At 65.0% G+C, this 15,033-nt stretch carries 16 protein-coding genes; 9 read left to right on the top strand and 7 right to left on the bottom strand.

Going from position 1 to position 15,033, the window contains the following annotated elements; genetic code table 11:
• Window positions 1-5 precede the first annotated feature (5 nt).
• From C0Z18_RS20045 to tsaE, 3 genes are all read right to left on the bottom strand, one after another.
• Window positions 6-899, bottom strand: coding sequence for a pirin family protein (locus C0Z18_RS20045; protein WP_102647179.1), 894 nt, complete (start codon window positions 897-899; stop codon window positions 6-8).
• A gap of 96 nt (window positions 900-995) precedes the next feature.
• Window positions 996-2,606 (bottom strand): N-acetylmuramoyl-L-alanine amidase, encoded by a 1,611-nt coding sequence (locus C0Z18_RS20040; RefSeq protein WP_102647178.1) that lies wholly within the window; start codon window positions 2,604-2,606, stop codon window positions 996-998.
• The gene (gene tsaE, locus C0Z18_RS20035) at window positions 2,588-3,127 is read right to left on the bottom strand and encodes a tRNA (adenosine(37)-N6)-threonylcarbamoyltransferase complex ATPase subunit type 1 TsaE (RefSeq protein WP_102647177.1); all 540 of its coding nucleotides are present in this window, start codon (window positions 3,125-3,127) and stop codon (window positions 2,588-2,590) included. The genes C0Z18_RS20040 and tsaE overlap by 19 nt, the downstream gene beginning before the upstream one ends.
• A 17-nt stretch (window positions 3,128-3,144) precedes the next feature.
• On the opposite strand from tsaE, the gene queG reads away from it, so the two are divergent.
• The 5 genes from queG to plsY all read left to right on the top strand — a co-directional run bounded on the left by queG (window position 3,145) and on the right by plsY (window position 7,266).
• On the top strand, window positions 3,145-4,461 hold the full coding sequence (queG, locus tag C0Z18_RS20030; protein WP_102647176.1) for a tRNA epoxyqueuosine(34) reductase QueG: 1,317 nt from the start codon (window positions 3,145-3,147) through the stop codon (window positions 4,459-4,461).
• A 43-nt stretch (window positions 4,462-4,504) separates the two neighbouring features.
• Complete coding sequence (locus tag C0Z18_RS20025; protein ID WP_102647175.1) at window positions 4,505-4,990, top strand: methylated-DNA--[protein]-cysteine S-methyltransferase; 486 nt, start codon at window positions 4,505-4,507, stop codon at window positions 4,988-4,990.
• Window positions 4,987-5,985, top strand: coding sequence for a site-specific tyrosine recombinase XerD (xerD, locus tag C0Z18_RS20020; protein WP_102647174.1), 999 nt, complete (start codon window positions 4,987-4,989; stop codon window positions 5,983-5,985). The genes C0Z18_RS20025 and xerD overlap by 4 nt, the downstream gene beginning before the upstream one ends.
• Window positions 5,986-6,041: 56 nt before the next feature.
• Window positions 6,042-6,533, top strand: a complete 492-nt coding sequence (gene ybaK / locus C0Z18_RS20015) for a Cys-tRNA(Pro) deacylase (protein ID WP_102647288.1) — start codon at window positions 6,042-6,044, stop codon at window positions 6,531-6,533.
• Between the two features lie 73 nt (window positions 6,534-6,606).
• Entirely contained in the window at window positions 6,607-7,266 is a 660-nt protein-coding gene (gene plsY / locus C0Z18_RS20010; RefSeq protein ID WP_102647173.1) for a glycerol-3-phosphate 1-O-acyltransferase PlsY, read from the top strand.
• Window positions 7,267-7,353: 87 nt separating this feature from the next.
• Here the strand turns inward: plsY and C0Z18_RS20005 are convergent, their stop codons facing one another.
• The gene (locus C0Z18_RS20005; protein ID WP_102647287.1) at window positions 7,354-7,839 is read right to left on the bottom strand and encodes a YajQ family cyclic di-GMP-binding protein; all 486 of its coding nucleotides are present in this window, start codon (window positions 7,837-7,839) and stop codon (window positions 7,354-7,356) included.
• Window positions 7,840-8,072: 233 nt separating this feature from the next.
• Here C0Z18_RS20005 and murB point away from each other — a divergent pair, with 233 nt between their 5' ends.
• Window positions 8,073-9,116: a UDP-N-acetylmuramate dehydrogenase gene (gene murB, locus C0Z18_RS20000; protein ID WP_102647286.1), complete on the top strand. Its 1,044-nt coding sequence runs from the start codon at window positions 8,073-8,075 to the stop codon at window positions 9,114-9,116.
• A gap of 39 nt (window positions 9,117-9,155) precedes the next feature.
• Here the strand turns inward: murB and argF are convergent, their stop codons facing one another.
• Window positions 9,156-10,085, bottom strand: a complete 930-nt coding sequence (argF, locus tag C0Z18_RS19995; protein ID WP_102647172.1) for an ornithine carbamoyltransferase — start codon at window positions 10,083-10,085, stop codon at window positions 9,156-9,158.
• A gap of 246 nt (window positions 10,086-10,331) precedes the next feature.
• Between argF and C0Z18_RS19990 the strand changes: the two genes are divergently transcribed.
• Complete coding sequence (locus C0Z18_RS19990) at window positions 10,332-10,661, top strand: DUF3579 domain-containing protein (RefSeq protein ID WP_102647171.1); 330 nt, start codon at window positions 10,332-10,334, stop codon at window positions 10,659-10,661.
• 225 nt (window positions 10,662-10,886) lie between these two features.
• On the opposite strand, the gene rpsT is transcribed toward C0Z18_RS19990, so the two are convergent.
• The gene (rpsT, locus tag C0Z18_RS19985) at window positions 10,887-11,159 is read right to left on the bottom strand and encodes a 30S ribosomal protein S20 (RefSeq protein WP_102647170.1); all 273 of its coding nucleotides are present in this window, start codon (window positions 11,157-11,159) and stop codon (window positions 10,887-10,889) included.
• 479 nt (window positions 11,160-11,638) lie between these two features.
• On the opposite strand from rpsT, the gene murJ reads away from it, so the two are divergent.
• Both murJ and C0Z18_RS19975 read left to right on the top strand, forming a co-directional pair.
• Window positions 11,639-13,189 carry a murein biosynthesis integral membrane protein MurJ gene (gene murJ / locus C0Z18_RS19980; protein WP_102647169.1) on the top strand — a complete coding sequence of 517 codons (1,551 nt, stop codon included), beginning with the start codon at window positions 11,639-11,641 and terminating at the stop codon, window positions 13,187-13,189.
• 5 nt (window positions 13,190-13,194) lie between these two features.
• Window positions 13,195-14,034: a SirB1 family protein gene (locus C0Z18_RS19975; protein WP_102647285.1), complete on the top strand. Its 840-nt coding sequence runs from the start codon at window positions 13,195-13,197 to the stop codon at window positions 14,032-14,034.
• Window positions 14,035-14,131: 97 nt separating this feature from the next.
• On the opposite strand, the gene C0Z18_RS19970 is transcribed toward C0Z18_RS19975, so the two are convergent.
• Complete coding sequence (locus C0Z18_RS19970; RefSeq protein WP_102647168.1) at window positions 14,132-14,890, bottom strand: 3-hydroxyacyl-CoA dehydrogenase; 759 nt, start codon at window positions 14,888-14,890, stop codon at window positions 14,132-14,134.
• Window positions 14,891-15,033: the final 143 nt, after the last annotated feature.

Genomic DNA, 15,033 nt, shown 5'->3' with positions numbered 1-15,033 from the left:
TCGTTTCAACCTTGCGGCGGCTTGGCCCCGCGCTCGGGCAGCGGGATCCATTCCGTCTCGCCGGGCACCCGGCCCATCGTCTGCGCGGCCCAAGCCGCCTTGGCGCCGGCGATCTTTTCACGCGAACTCGCCACGAAATTCCATTCGATGAAGCGTTCGCCGTCGAGTTTCGCGCCGCCGAGCAACATGACCGTCGCGCCCGCACGGCTCGCGAGCGTCGCCGTTTCGCCGGGCACGAGCACCGCCATGTGATGCGGCTCCAACGGTTCGCCGTCGATCGCAAGGTCGCCGTCGACGAGATAGACACCGCGCTCCTCGTGCTCGGGCGTCAGCGCGAGCGCGCCGTCGGGGGCGAAGTTCGCCGCGACGTATAGCGTGGGCGAGTAGGTTCGCGTGGGGGCTTGCAAGCCGAAGGCGCTGCCGGCGATCACGGTGAGCGTGACGCCGTTGCGTTCGGTTTGCGGCAGCGTCGCCGCGCCGTGGTGCTCGAACGACGGTTCGTCGTCTTCATGCGCGAGCGGCAGCGCCACCCACGTTTGGATTCCGTGCATCACCTGGCCTTGGCGCCGCTCTTCGTCGGGCGTCCGTTCGGAGTGGACGATGCCGCGGCCGGCCGTCATCCAATTGACGTCTCCGGGCGTGATCTTCTGCACGGAGCCGATGCTGTCGCGATGAAGCATCGCGCCTTCGAACAGAAACGTGACGGTGGCGAGCCCGATGTGCGGATGCGGACGCACGTCCACGCCCGTGCCCGGCGCGTAAGCGGCGGGGCCCATATGATCGAAAAAAATGAACGGGCCGACGAGCCGCGCCGCCAGCGCCGGTAGGACCCGGCGGACCAAGAGGCTGCCGATGTCGCGCTGCGTCGGCTTGAGGATGGCTTTTACGGATGTCGGCACGGCGCACTCCCTGCGAGGGATGGGGGCCGATCATTGTACTTCGCCTCGCCGATCCGCCGCCGCGGCCCGCGCGGGGATGCGCGGGCCGATGCCCCGTCACGCCATGCGGTTCTTGGCAAGCGGCGGATTGGCCGCGAAGTAGCGCTTGATGCCCTTGAGGATGGCGTTGGCCATCTCGGCGCGGTAGCCGTCGTCGTTCAAACGCTTTTCTTCGTCCGGGTTGCTGATGAAGGCGGTTTCGACGAGGATCGACGGGATATCGGGCGCCTTCAGTACTGCGAAGCCCGCCTGTTCCACCGATCCCTTGTGCAGCTTGTTGATCTCGCCCACTTCCTTGAGCACGAAATTGCCGTAGCGCAGGGAGTCTCGGATTTGCGCCGTCGTGGACATGTCGAACAGGGCGCGATTGACGGTTTCGTCTTGCGTCTTCACGTTGATGCCGCCGATCTGATCGGACGAATTCTCCCGATTCGCCATCCAACGGGCCGCCGCGCTCGTCGCTCCGTGCTCGGACAGCGCGAAGACCGACGAGCCGCGCGCCTCGGGCGTGGTGAAGGCATCGGCATGGATGGAGACGAACAGATCGGCGCCGACGCGTCGTGCCTTTTGCACGCGCACGTTCAGCGGGACGAAGAAGTCGGCATCGCGCGTCATCATCGAGCGCATGTTCGGCTGCGCGTCGATCAGCGCGCGCAGCTTCTTGGCGATATCGAGCGCCACGTGCTTTTCGTACGTGCCGGCGCTGCCGATCGCGCCCGGGTCCTCGCCGCCGTGGCCCGGATCGATCGCCACGGTCAGCAAGCGCACGGTCTTGCCCGACTTCGGCGCCGTGAACGCATAGGCGTCGCCCCCTTCGAGGCCGTCTTTCGCGGCGTCCTCGCTCTTGCTCGGGCCGCTCTTGCGTTGGGCGAGCGTGGGCGGCTCGGCCGCGGGTTTCGGCGCCTTGCGCGTGGCGCCGCCGCTCGGGTTCGGGCCGCTCGCGCTCGGGGCGGGCGTGCCGGTTTCGCCCGGTTGCGTGTTCTGCGCGTAGCGCTCGAAGAACGCATCGCTGTTGTCCTGCGCGGACGGCGGCGAGGCCGGGCCCGCATTGGGTCCCGCAGGCCCCGCGAGCGGCGCGGGCGTTTGCATGGCATCCGCGCTGCGCGCGCTTTGGTCCAAGCGCTTTTCCTTGCGCTCGGTCTCGGCCAGCAATTCCATCAGCGGATCGGGGGCGACCGTCGGGTACAAATCGAGCACGAGCCGATAGCGGTAGCTGCCCACGGGCGGCAACGAAAATACCTGCGGCTTGACCGAACCCTTCAAGTCGAACACGAGCCGCACGACATGCGGCTGAAACTGCCCCACGCGCACCGTTTGGATTTGCGGGTCGTTCGGCGTGATCTTCGAGACGAGATCGCGCAGCGCCTGGTCCAGATCTAGACCGTTCAAATCGACGACCAGGCGATCGGGCCCTTGCAGCAGTTGCTGCGTGGTTTGCAGCGGTTGATCGGACTCGATCGTCACGCGCGTGTAGTCGCGCGCCGGCCAAACCCGCACGCCGAGCACGGAACTGGCCAGCGCGAGGCGGGGCAAAGCGAGCGAGGACGCGAGCCCGAGCACGAGCGTCGAGGCGCCCGCGCGCAGCACTTGGCGGCGGCGCCAGTTGTGAGTGGCCGTCGCGGCCGATTCGATCGACTTGAACGGCTTGATCAACATCTTTCGAGACATGCTTTTCCTGATTCGCTATAGGCGCGGGCGTCGAGCCGGCGCCGATCGTCGTCGATGGGCTCGAGCGCGAACACGAGATCGGGCGTGCCCAGCAGGGCTCCGGCCTTTTGCGGCCATTCGACGAGGCAGACCGCGCCCGCATCGAAATATTCCCGAAAGCCCGCGTCGGCCCACTCCGCCGGATCGGCGAAGCGGTAGAGATCGAAGTGATAGAGCTCGAGTTCCCCGTTGTTCAACGCGAGGGTGTACGGTTCGACGAGCGTATAGGTCGGGCTGCGCACGCGGCCCTTGTGCCCGAAGCCGGCCAGTGTCGCGCGCACGAGCGTGGTCTTGCCCGCGCCGAGGTCGCCCAGTAGCTGCACCTGCAGACCGCTAAAGCCGGGAAGCCGCCGGACCTGCGCGATCGCCTGCGCGAAACGCGCGCCGAACGCATCGGTGGCCGCGAGGTCGTCGAGCGGGAAGCTGCGCTCGAGAAGCGCTTTCGCGGGCGGAAAAAACGACGGTGCGGGCGCGGCGGGCATTCTCGTAAAATAGCGGGATGAAACGAAGTCCGGAACAGGCCGCCCATGGCGCGCGTACGCTCGGCGAGGCCGAAGCGGGCGGCGGCGCCGACGATCGGGCGCCGCCCCTCGACGACGCCGCGCTCGCGGCGCTGGCGCGGCAAATCAAAGCGTGGGGCCTCGAGCTGGGCTTTTCGGCCGTCGGCATCAGCGACACCGATTTGTCCGATGCCGAAGCGGCGCTGACCGCCTGGCTCGAGGCGGGCTGCCACGGCGAGATGGATTATATGGCCAAACATGGCGCCAAACGCGCACGGCCGGCCGAGCTTGTGGCCGGCACGCGACGTGTGATCACGGCCCGCATGGCCTATTTGCCGGCCGCCGCGTTCTCCCCGGAGCCCGATGTAAGCGCATCGTCAGGCGAGCCGCGCGCGACGGGCGGCGATTGGCGCGCGCGCGAACTGGCGCGGCTCGGCGACCCGGCGGCGGCCGTCGTCTCTATCTATGCGCGTGGGCGCGATTATCACAAGGTGATGCGCCAGCGTCTGCAGCAATTGGCCGAGCGCATCGAGCGTGTGGTGGGCGCCTACGGCTATCGCGTTTTCACCGATTCGGCACCCGTGCTGGAGGTGGCGCTCGCGCAAAAGGCCGGCGTCGGTTGGCGCGGCAAGCACACGCTGCTGCTCGAGCGCGACGCGGGTTCGCTCTTTTTCCTCGGCGAGATCTACGTCGACCTCGCTTTGCCGGCCGATGCTCAGACGGATCCCGAGCGGGCGACGCGCGAGGCCGGCGCGCATTGCGGGCAGTGCACGCGCTGCATCGATGCATGCCCGACCGGCGCGATCGTCGGCCCGTATCGCGTCGACGCGCGCCGCTGTATCTCGTACTTGACGATCGAGTTGAAGGGCAGCATTCCCGAACCGTTGCGGCCGCTGATCGGCAATCGAATCTACGGGTGCGACGATTGCCAGCTCGTCTGCCCTTGGAACAAATTCGCGCAGCCGGCGCCGGTCGACGACTTCGACGTGCGTCACGGGCTCGATCGCGCTACGCTGGCGGACTTGTTCGCCTGGAGCGCCGAAGAGTTCGATACGCGGATGCAAGGCAGCGCCATCCGGCGCATCGGCTACGAACGGTGGCTGCGCAACCTGGCCGTGGCGATGGGCAATGCGCTACGCGCCGGGCTGCGGCCCCCGAGCAGCGCGGCGCCGGCGCCGGTGCACGCGCGAGCCGCCGAGCCCGCGGCGCCGAGCAGTGAGGCGCGCGAGCGAATCGTCCAAGCGCTGCGCGCACGCGCGCAAGATCCGTCGCCGCTCGTGCGCGAGCACGTGCAATGGGCGCTGCAAGCGGCGTAAGCTACGAGGCGTGGAAGCCGCCGCCATTCACCGGAGAGAATCGATGTATCACGCCGTCGTGGGCGCACCGTTCGGCAAAGTCGGAATCGAAGTCGATGCTGTTGCCGGCGTCGTGCGATCGATCGTCTATCTCGAGGATTCAGTCGCCGCTCGCGCGCCCGATTCGCCGATCGCCGAGCTTGCCGCGCGGCAGATCGAGCGTTATCTCGGCGATGCGCGTGCGCCGTTCGATTTGCCGCTCGCCGCTGCCGGCACGCCGTTTCAGCGTCGCGTCTGGCAGGCCATGTGCGAGATCCCGCTCGGCAGCGTCATGAGCTACGGCGCGCTCGCGGCTCGAGTGGGCGGCGTGGCGCGCGCCGTGGGCCAGGCCTGCGGCGACAATCCCTTTCCGCTCGTGGTGCCTTGCCATCGCGTGGTGGGGGCGAACGGCCTAGGCGGGTTTTCGCATCACGCGGGGGACGGCTTTTATCCGCGCGTCAAACGCTGGCTGATCGCGCACGAAAGCAGCCAACTGGCGCTCGCGCTATGAGCGAGGCATCTGATACGGCGGACGCGGCAGGTACGGCGGCGCTGGCCGCGCCTCCAACGCAGGGGCCGGACGAGGCGCCGGCCGACCCGGCCGTGCTCGCATTGCTAAGCGCCAACACGCGCTCGATCGATGCGTTCGCCGATGCGCTCTGGCTCGAGCACGGGCTCTCGCGCAATACGCTCGATGCGTACGGCCGTGACTTGCGTCTATTCGCCGATTGGCTCGCCCGCACGCATCGCGTAGGCATCGATGCGGCGCTCGAGCGGCACATCAACGGTTACATCGCCGCCCGTAGCGACGGCAAGGCGACGTCGTCGAATCGCCGGCTTTCCGTCTTTCGCCGCTACTACGCGTGGGCCTTGCGCGAGCATCGCGTCAGCGTCGATCCGACGATGCGCATCCGCTCGGCGATGCAGGCGCCGCGCTTCCCCTCGACGTTGTCCGAGGCGCAAGTCGAGGCCCTTCTGGCGGCCCCCGACGTCGATACGGCCCTCGGCCTGCGCGACCGCACGATGCTCGAGCTCATGTACGCGAGCGGTTTGCGCGTCAGCGAACTCGTCGCGCTCAAGACCGTGGAAGTGGGGTTGAACGAAGGCGTCGTGCGCGTGATGGGCAAGGGCTCGAAAGAGCGGCTCGTGCCGTTCGGCGAAGAGGCGCACGGCTGGATCGCGCGGTATTTGCGCGACGCCCGCCCGGCGCTCATGGGCGCGCGCGCGGCCGACGCGCTATTCGTGACGGCGCGCGGCGACGGCATGACGCGTCAGCAGTTCTGGAACATCATCAAGCGGCACGCGCGCGCCGGCGACGTTCAAACGCCGCTGTCTCCGCATACGCTGCGGCACGCGTTCGCCACGCACCTGATCAATCACGGGGCCGACTTGCGCGTCGTACAGCTATTGCTCGGCCATGCCGATATCTCGACGACGCAAATCTATACCCACGTCGCGCGCGAGCGCTTGAAGATACTGCATGCGACGCATCATCCGCGCGGATGAGGACAGCGGCGCTCGCCCCCGGTGAACGCGCGCGCGGTTGCGCTTACAATGCGCCGATGAGCAAAAGCAAACATGTTTCGGAGACCCCGGCGACGCAGTTCTTGCGGCGCCATGACGTGCGCTTCGGCGAGCATCCCTACGACTACGTCGAGCACGGCGGGACCGGCGAATCGGCGCGCCAGCTCGGCGTGGACGAACACTGCGTCGTCAAGACGCTCGTCATGGAAGACGAAAGCGCGAAGCCGCTGATCGTCTTGATGCATGGCGATCGCACCGTCTCGACCAAGAACCTGGCGCGTCAGATCGGCGCGAAGCGCGTCGAGCCCTGCAAGCCCGAGGTGGCCAACCGGCATTCCGGTTACTTGGTCGGCGGCACGTCGCCGTTCGGCACGAAAAAGACGATGCCCGTTTATGTCGAATCGAGCATTCTCGAACTCGACTCGATCTATCTGAACGGCGGGCGTCGAGGCTATTTGATCAGCCTCGCGCCGTCGGTATTGACGTCGCTGCTCGGCGCGCGCCCCGTGCAATGCGCGAGCGTCGATTGAGCCGCGCCGTTCGGTAGAATGAGCCGCCCGCGCGCCCGCGCGTTTTGCCCGCTAAGTCGAAAGAGCCCCCCCTATGTCATTGTTGATCGCCACCGTTGCCGCCTATTTGATCGGATCGATCTCGTTCGCCGTGATCGTCAGCGCCGCGATGGGGCTGGCCGATCCCCGTTCCTACGGATCGAAGAACCCCGGCGCGACGAACGTGCTGCGCAGCGGCAATAAGACCGCGGCTATCCTGACGCTTCTCGGCGACGCATTCAAAGGCTGGCTGGCCGTTTGGCTCGTTACGCGCGTCGGGCCTCGCTTCGGCTTGGGCGATACGGCCGTGGCGTTGGCCGCGATCGCCGTCTTCCTCGGTCACCTGTATCCGGTCTTCTTCAAATTCAAAGGCGGCAAAGGGGTGGCGACGGCCGCCGGCGTGCTGCTCGCGATTCATCCGGTGCTGGGCCTCGCCACCGCGTTGACCTGGCTCATCGTCGCGTTCTTCATGCGCTATTCGTCGCTCGCGGCGCTCGTATCCGCGGTATTCGCGCCGCTGTTCGACATCTTCTTGTTCGGCGAGAACGAGATTGCCTGGTCCGTCTTCGCGATGAGCGCGCTGCTCGTGTGGCGCCATCGCGCCAACATCGGGAAATTGATCGCCGGCACCGAGAGCCGGATCGGCGATAAGAAGAGCGGGGCGCAAGCGGCCGCGAAGGCCGATGCGGGCGAGGCGCATGCGCGCAAGCATTGAGCGCGGACGGCCGCGGTAGTCGCGGCTAGGCGCTCGAGCCCGCGCCGGGCCGCAGCCGTGGGCGCGGTGCCGGGTCCCCCGCGCGCGTCAGTCGCGGAAGTTGTTGAAGTCGAGCGGGGTATCGGTCACGTCTTTGCGCAGCAGCGCGATGACGCTTTGCAGATCGTCGCGCTTGGTGCCCGTCACCCGTACGGCATCGCCCTGAATGCTCGCCTGAACCTTGATCTTGCTGTCCTTCACGAGCCTCACGATCTTCTTGGCCAGATCACCGGACACGCCTTTCTTGATCGTGACGATTTGCTTGACCTTGTCGCCGCCGATCTTTTCGATCTTGCCGTATTCGAGGAAACGCACGTCGACGTTACGCTTGGCCATTTTCGAGAGCAGGACGTCCTTCACTTGGCCGAGTTTGAAGTCGTCGTCGGCGAACATCGTCAGTTCGCGTTCCTTTTGTTCGACGCGCGCGTCCGACCCTTTGAAGTCGAACCGCGTTGAGATTTCCTTGTTCGATTGCTCGATCGTGTTTTTGACTTCGACCATGTTGGCTTCGCAGACGACATCGAACGACGGCATATTCATTTCTCCCGACTTGTGTTTTGAACGGCGGCACCGACCGCCGCATGCATGGCTTGCGTGCCCGCGCATCGACCGCTGATGCGGCGCGAGCACTCGCTATAATCTCGACCGAACGCCATTTTACCGACGCCTTTCTTCCTAGAAAACGCCGGGGCCGCATTCGCACCGCGCGATACGTCGCATTGTGCGACGGTTATCCCGACGCTGCAGCGCAAGCGCGCTTTTCGCCGATGCCCTTTCCTGATTCCGATTCCGATTCGCTGGTGCTTGTTCCCGACCAATCGCTGCGCGCTTACAACACGTTCGGCTTCGATGCGCGCGCGCGCTGGTTTTGCCGCGTTCAATCGCCGGGCCAATTCGTCGCCGCGCTGCGCGACCCCCGCGTGGCCGGCGCGCCGCACCTCGTGCTCGGTGGCGGCAGCAACGTCGTGTTCACGCGCGATTTCGACGGCGTCGTCTTGCTGGTTGCGCTCGCGGGCAAGCGCCTCGTACGCGAGGACGACGATGCATGGTACGTGGAAGCGGCCGCGGGGGAGAACTGGCACGGGTTCGTCGCGTGGACGCTGGCGAACGGTTTTCCCGGCCTGGAGAATTTGGCGCTGATCCCCGGCACGGTGGGGGCCGCGCCGATCCAAAACATCGGCGCATACGGGCTCGAGATGGCCGAGCGCTTTCATTCGTTGCGCGCGATCGAACTGGCGAGCGGCGATGTCGTGGAGCTCGATGCGGCGCGATGCCGCTTCGGCTACCGAGATAGTTATTTCAAGCGCGACGGGCGCGATCGCTTTGCGATTACGGCGGTGACGTTTCGGTTGCCGAAGGCGTGGACCGCACGCGCCGACTATGCGGACGTTGCGCGCGCCCTCGAGGCGGGCGCAGGCGCGGCCACGCCGCAGGCGATTTTCGATGCCGTGGTCGCGGTGCGCCGCGCGAAGTTGCCTGATCCGGCCGTGCTCGGCAACGCAGGCAGTTTTTTCAAAAATCCGGTCGTCGATGCGGCGGCGTTCGATGCGCTGCGCGCGCGCGCGCCGCAACTCGTGTCGTATCCGCAAGCCGATGGCCGCGTGAAGCTGGCGGCCGGGTGGCTCATCGATCGATGCGGGTGGAAGGGCCGGGCGATGGGCGCCGCGGCGGTTCACGAACGGCAGGCGCTCGTTTTGGTCAATCGCGGCGGCGCGACAGGCGCCGAAGTGCTTGCGCTCGCTCGAGCCATTCAAAGCGATGTGCGCGCGCGCTTCGGCGTGGAGCTCGAACCGGAACCGGTCGTCGTTTGAGGAAATAACGGGGCGAAAGCGGCGCCCCGGTTCGGTATTTCAGTGATTGAGCTTGCCGAGCAGCAAGAACTCCATCAGTGCCTTTTGAACATGCAGCCGGTTTTCCGCCTCGTCCCAGACGACGCTTTGCGGGCCGTCGATCACTTCCGCCGTGACCTCCTCGCCGCGATGAGCGGGAAGACAGTGCATGAACAAGGCGTCGGGACGAGCGACCGCCATCATGTCGCCATCGACACACCAGTCGGCGAACGCTGCTTTACGCGCTTCGTTTTCGGCTTCGAAGCCCATGCTGGTCCAGACATCGGTCGTGACGAGATCGGCGCCCCGGCACGCTTCGTTCGGATCGGCGAATTCCTCGAAGAACGGCGCGCTTTCGGCCGCCACGAGCGCCGGATCGAGCTTGTAGCCCGGCGGCGTGGACACGCGCAGCTTGAAGCCGAGAATCTGCGCGGCTTCGATCCACGTGTAGAGCATGTTGTTCGCGTCGCCGACCCACGCCACCGTCTTGCCTGCGATCGGACCCCGATGCTCGTAGAACGTAAAAATATCGGCGAGCACCTGGCACGGGTGATATTCGTTCGTCAGCCCATTGATGACGGGCACGCGCGAATTTTCCGCGAACCGGCGAATGATGTCCTGGCCGAACGTGCGGATCATGATGATGTCCACCATCCGCGAAATGACCTGCGCGGCGTCTTCGATCGGCTCGCCGCGGCCCAGTTGGGTATCGCGCGTGCTCATGAAGACGGCATGGCCGCCTAGCTGGAAGATACCGGCTTCGAACGAGAGGCGCGTGCGGGTCGAGTTCTTCTCGAAGATCATCGCAAGCGTACGGTCGTGCAGCGGGTGATACGTCTCGTAGTTCTTGAACTTGCGTTTCAAAATGCGCGCGCGTTCTAGCACGTACTCGTAGTCGTCCCGGGAGAAGTCGTTGAACTGGAGGTAGTGACGGATTTGTTTGGCGGCCATGAAACGAATACGGCGGGCTTCACCCGGCGCGTGAGCACCGGACGGCGCCGCCGTCGAATGTGGTAACTGCAAGCAGCATAAAGGATTTCGGCAATTTTGACGAGCCGGGCGGCCCGCTTGCGCGCCTGCGCCGCGCGGTATGCTCCGTTTGTGTGCGGTGCGGCAAAAGCGCGTTGCGGTGGTATAATCGACGAGTTTTCCCAAGCCCGGCGGGCAGGCTTCGGGCAAGTCTCATGGGTTTGTTACATGGCCGAAGCACCCCACACTGAATTCTTCATTCAAGGCATCACGAAAGGCGGAAAGAAATTTCGGCCCAGTGATTGGTCCGAGCGTCTGGCAGGGGTCATGTCCTGCTATGGTCCCGGCGCTCAAGGGCCCAATGCGCGGTTGCAATACTCGCGCTACGTCCGCCCCATCCTCCTCGGCGATCTGAAGTGCGTGATTCTCGATTCGCGTTTGCGTGAAATCGAGCCGATGGCGTTCGACTTCGTCATGAATTTCGCCAAGGACAACGATCTCGTCGTCACGGAAGCGTGCGAATTGCCTGACGATCACGGCGCCTCGCGCAAGGCTTAACGGGCCGGCGCGCCCGGCCTTGGTCGCCCGGCCGCGCCGGATGACGGTCGGGCGAGAACGACGTACCAACAGAAGCGCAAAAAGAAGCGAAGCGCAAAAAAGCCTGCAATGTGAGCATTGCAGGCTTTTTTGTTGCAGCTTACATCGGCGATCGCTTCGCCTGTCGAGCAGGGCGAAGCGGGTCGATCGATCGCTAGCGAAGCCCCCGTTCGGGGCTAGCGCAGCTTACGCTGCGGCTTGCAGGCCCTTGATGGCCGCAGCCAGGCGGCTCTTATGGCGAGCAGCCTTGTTCTTGTGAACGATCTTCTTGTCGGCGATGATGTCCATCGTCTTAGCCGACGCGCGGAAGAGCTCCGCTGCCTTGGCTTGGTCGCCGGCTTCGATCGCCTTGCGAACGGCCTTGACCGCCGTGCGGTACTTCGAGCGCAGAGCCGAGTTGTGCGAGTTCGCCTTGGCGGCCTGACGGGCGCGCTTGCGTGCTTGTGCGGAGTTAGCCATGAGAGTTCCTTGTCCTGTACTGTTTCGGCGCCCGGCCGGTAGGTCGATCGAGTGCCGCTTTTTGGTCCAAACTTCCGGAAGCGATTGCCCGGAAGTGCAAAAACATCGGCGAAGCGTATTCGAGGTTTTCGCGATTCACCGCGAATACGGCGCCTAGCGACCACTAGCCGGCGCCCGCCATGGGGTCCTTAGCCGGCCTCTGAGCCAGCTACCGGGGCCGGCCGAAAACGAGGAAAGGCCGGTCGGCGACCGAGGTCGAGCTTCGAAACGCGCGAGTATAGCAACAAAATCAGATAGATGGCAAGCGCGCTCGGGATGCTGCACTGCTGCAACCCACGGCGGCGCGCACTGTCGAAGGGGGCCGGATGCGCGTTCGGCTGCCCGCCCGACGTCCTCTAACCCGCCACGCCGGCGATGGCGCATTTCGCCGATACCCGAAGCGGGCGGCGCGGCGGCCGGTGTCCGTATAATTGCGCCCCATGAATCTCTTCCGAGCCCTGCTGACGGTCAGCGGCTTCACGCTGCTGTCGCGCGTGACCGGACTGGCCCGCGAAACGCTGATCGCCCGCGCGTTCGGCGCCAGTCAATTCACCGACGCATTCTACGTCGCCTTCCGTATTCCGAACCTTTTGCGGCGCCTGTCCGCCGAGGGGGCGTTCTCGCAAGCATTCGTGCCGATCCTGGCCGAATTCAAGAACCAGCAAGGGCACGATCCCACCAAAGCGCTCGTCGATGCGATGTCCACCGTCCTCGCCTGGATGCTCGCCGTCGTGTCTTTGCTCGGCGTGGCCGGGGCGACGTGGGTCGTCTACGCGGTCGCATCGGGTCTGCGCGCGGACGGCCAGGCATTCGCGCTCGCGGTGACGATGACGCGGATCATGTTCCCGTACATCATCTTCATTTCGCTGACGACGCTCGCCGCCGGCGTGCTGAATACCTACGGCACGTTTTCGCTGCCGGCCTTCGCGCCGGTATTGCTGAACGTCGTGTTCATCATCGCCGCCGCTTTTGTCGCGCCGCACATGAAGGTGCCGGTCTATGCGCTGGCTTGGGCCGTCATCGTCGGCGGGATCTTGCAATTTCTCGTGCAGGTGCCCGGGCTGCGCAAGATCGACATGGCGCCGCGCATCGGCTTCAATCCGGTCGCCGCGCTCGCGCACCGCGGCGTGAAGCGCGTGCTCGTCAAGATGGTCCCCGCCACGTTCGCCGTTTCGGTGGCGCAACTCAGTTTGATCATCAACACGAATATCGCGTCGCGTCTCGGGCCGGGCGCCGTTTCCTGGATTTACTACGCCGACCGGCTGATGGAGTTTCCGACGGCCTTGCTCGGTGTCGCGCTCGGCACGATCTTGCTGCCGAGTCTGGCCAAAGCGCATGCGGACGCGGATCCGCACGAGTACTCGTCGCTGCTCGATTGGGGATTGCGCGTGACGTTTTTGCTCGCGATGCCGAGCGCGCTGGCCTTGTTCTTGTTCGCCGAGCCGCTCACCGCCGCGCTGTTCGACTACGGGCGCTTCGACGCTCATGCCGTCGTCATGGTCGGCCGGGCGCTTGCCGCCTACGGAGTCGGTCTCGTCGGCCTCATCCTCATCAAGATCCTGGCACCGGGCTTCTACGCCAAGCAGGACATCAAGACACCGGTGAAAATCGGCGTCGTCGTGCTCGTCGTCACGCAGTTGTCCAACTATGCGTTCGTCCCGCTCATCGGGCCTGCGGGCCTCACGTTGAGCGTCGGGCTCGGCGCTTGCGTAAACGCTTCATTGTTATTCATCGGTTTGCGCCGGCGCGGGATCTATACTCCGTCGAGCGGGTGGCTGCTGTTTCTCGTGCAACTAATGGGTTCGTCGTTGATGCTCGCGGGCGCCATGCATTGGTGCGCGATCAATTTCGACTGGATCGGCTTGCGCCATCACCCGCTCGCGCGCATCGCGCTGCTCGCCGCGTGCCTTGTGATATTCGCCGCACTATATTTCAGTATGCTTTGGCTCATGGGCTTCAAATACGCTTACTTCAGAAGGCGTGCCAAGTGACGGTCATGACATCCGTACTCGATTACTTCGCCACCCTCGTTGCCGACGACGACAGCTTGCCGCTCACCGAGACGGCGATTTCGCTCGCGCAGGACACCTATCCCGATCTCGACCTCGAAGGCGTGCTCGCGGAGTTGGACGAACTCGCGCTGCGAATCAAACGGCGGCTACCGGAAGGCGCCGATTTGACTGAAAAAATCGGTGCGCTCAACCGCTTTTTCTTTCGCGAACTCGGGTTCGCGGGCAATCTGAACGACTACTACGACCCGGACAACAGCCATCTGAATGTCGTGCTCAAGCGCAGACGCGGGATTCCGATCTCGTTGGCCGTGCTTTATTTGGAGCTCGGCGAGCAAATCGGCGTGCCGGTGAAGGGCGTCTCGTTCCCCGGTCATTTTTTGCTGCGCGTCACCCTGCCCGAAGGCGACGTCATGCTCGATCCGACCACGGGGCAGTCGCTGTCCGAAACACAGATGGTCGACATGCTCGAGCCGTATATCTCGCACACCGAGCAGTCGGTCGGCAACGCCTTGCGGATGTTGCTGCAGCCCGCCACGCCGCGCGAGATAGTGGCGCGCATGCTGCGCAACTTGAAGTCCGTTTATTTGCAGTCCGAACGTTGGCAACGCTTGCTGGCGGTGCAACAGCGGCTCGTCGTGCTGCTGCCCGGCAACATCGAGGAAGTGCGCGATCGGGGCTTCGCCTACGCGCGGCTCGATTATCTGCGCCCGGCGCTCGAAGACCTGGAGCGTTATCTGGAAGATTGCCCCGATGCCGAGGATGCGATGGCCGTCGAATCGCAGTTGAGCGAATTGCGTCAGCGCACCGATCACGGCGACGTTTGAGGCATAGGGCAACAGGGGCTCGATAACGAAACGCCCGGCCGGCGCGCACGCGCTGGCCGGGCGTTTTCGCTTGACGCCGTGCCCGAGGGGAGCCGATTTACTTCGGCTGCATGCGGATGGCCCCGTCCAGGCGAATCACTTCGCCGTTGAGCATCGGATTGTCGAAGATCTGCTTGACGAGCATCGCGTATTCAGCCGGCTTGCCGAGCCGCGGGGGGAACGGCACCATCGCGCCCAGCGCGTCTTGCACTTCCTTGGGCATACCGAGCAGCATCGGCGTTTCGAAGATGCCGGGAGCGATCGTCATGACGCGGATCGCATTGCGGGATAGATCGCGCGCGACCGGCAGCGTCATGCCCGCCACACCGCTTTTCGATGCGGCATAAGCCGCTTGGCCGATTTGTCCGTCGAATGCGGCCACCGAGGCGGTGTTGACGATCACGCCGCGCTCGCCGTTTGCGTTCGGCTCGTTTTTCGCCATCTCGAAAGCGGCGAGCCGCAGCATGTTGAACGTGCCGATCAAGTTGATCTCGATCGTGCGTTGAAACTTCTCGAGCGGGTGAGGGCCGTCCTTGCCGACCGTCTTGATCGCCGGCGCAACGCCCGCGCAGTTCACGAGCCCGACGAGCGGGCCTAGCCGCGTGGCCGCTGCGACGGCTTGCTTGGCGTCGGCCTCGCGGCTCACGTCGCATTTGACGAACGCGCCCGCAAGTTCGCTCGCGAGCTGGGTGCCGGCATCTTCGTTCAGATCGGCGATGACGACCTTGCCGCCGTGTTCGGCGATGAGCCGTGCCGTTGCCGCGCCAAGGCCCGACGCGCCGCCGGTGACCAAAAATGCGTTGCCGCGAATCTCCATGCTGGTGCTCCTTTCATTTTTTCAAGAGGGTGCATTCCCGGTGCCGCTCGGCTCGTGACCGGTTGGCTTGCGGGCCGCCGACGATTGTAATCGCTCGCGGCCATAAAAAAACCCGCCTCGAGGGGCGGGTTGTGCTGGGTTGA

Source organism: Trinickia dabaoshanensis (assembly GCF_002879885.1).
GTDB classification, from domain to species: domain Bacteria; phylum Pseudomonadota; class Gammaproteobacteria; order Burkholderiales; family Burkholderiaceae; genus Trinickia; species Trinickia dabaoshanensis.
Note: the sequence above shows the minus strand (reverse complement) of the source record. Positions and strands in the feature narration are given on the sequence as shown.

What these genes read in the sequence shown, in the direction of transcription:
- ybaK (WP_102647288.1), top strand. Translation starts at nt 6,042, where the DNA reads ATGAGCAAAAGCAAACATGTTTCGGAGACCCCGGCGACGCAGTTCTTG.
- argF (WP_102647172.1), bottom strand. Translation starts at nt 10,085, where the DNA reads ATGGCCGCCAAACAAATCCGTCACTACCTCCAGTTCAACGACTTCTCC.
- queG (WP_102647176.1), top strand. Translation starts at nt 3,145, where the DNA reads ATGAAACGAAGTCCGGAACAGGCCGCCCATGGCGCGCGTACGCTCGGC.
- C0Z18_RS19975 (WP_102647285.1), top strand. Translation starts at nt 13,195, where the DNA reads ATGACATCCGTACTCGATTACTTCGCCACCCTCGTTGCCGACGACGAC.
- C0Z18_RS20005 (WP_102647287.1), bottom strand. Translation starts at nt 7,839, where the DNA reads ATGCCGTCGTTCGATGTCGTCTGCGAAGCCAACATGGTCGAAGTCAAA.
- tsaE (WP_102647177.1), bottom strand. Translation starts at nt 3,127, where the DNA reads ATGCCCGCCGCGCCCGCACCGTCGTTTTTTCCGCCCGCGAAAGCGCTT.
- murB (WP_102647286.1), top strand. Translation starts at nt 8,073, where the DNA reads ATGCCCTTTCCTGATTCCGATTCCGATTCGCTGGTGCTTGTTCCCGAC.
- xerD (WP_102647174.1), top strand. Translation starts at nt 4,987, where the DNA reads ATGAGCGAGGCATCTGATACGGCGGACGCGGCAGGTACGGCGGCGCTG.
- C0Z18_RS19990 (WP_102647171.1), top strand. Translation starts at nt 10,332, where the DNA reads ATGGCCGAAGCACCCCACACTGAATTCTTCATTCAAGGCATCACGAAA.
- C0Z18_RS20025 (WP_102647175.1), top strand. Translation starts at nt 4,505, where the DNA reads ATGTATCACGCCGTCGTGGGCGCACCGTTCGGCAAAGTCGGAATCGAA.
- C0Z18_RS19970 (WP_102647168.1), bottom strand. Translation starts at nt 14,890, where the DNA reads ATGGAGATTCGCGGCAACGCATTTTTGGTCACCGGCGGCGCGTCGGGC.
- rpsT (WP_102647170.1), bottom strand. Translation starts at nt 11,159, where the DNA reads ATGGCTAACTCCGCACAAGCACGCAAGCGCGCCCGTCAGGCCGCCAAG.
- plsY (WP_102647173.1), top strand. Translation starts at nt 6,607, where the DNA reads ATGTCATTGTTGATCGCCACCGTTGCCGCCTATTTGATCGGATCGATC.
- murJ (WP_102647169.1), top strand. Translation starts at nt 11,639, where the DNA reads ATGAATCTCTTCCGAGCCCTGCTGACGGTCAGCGGCTTCACGCTGCTG.
- C0Z18_RS20040 (WP_102647178.1), bottom strand. Translation starts at nt 2,606, where the DNA reads ATGTCTCGAAAGATGTTGATCAAGCCGTTCAAGTCGATCGAATCGGCC.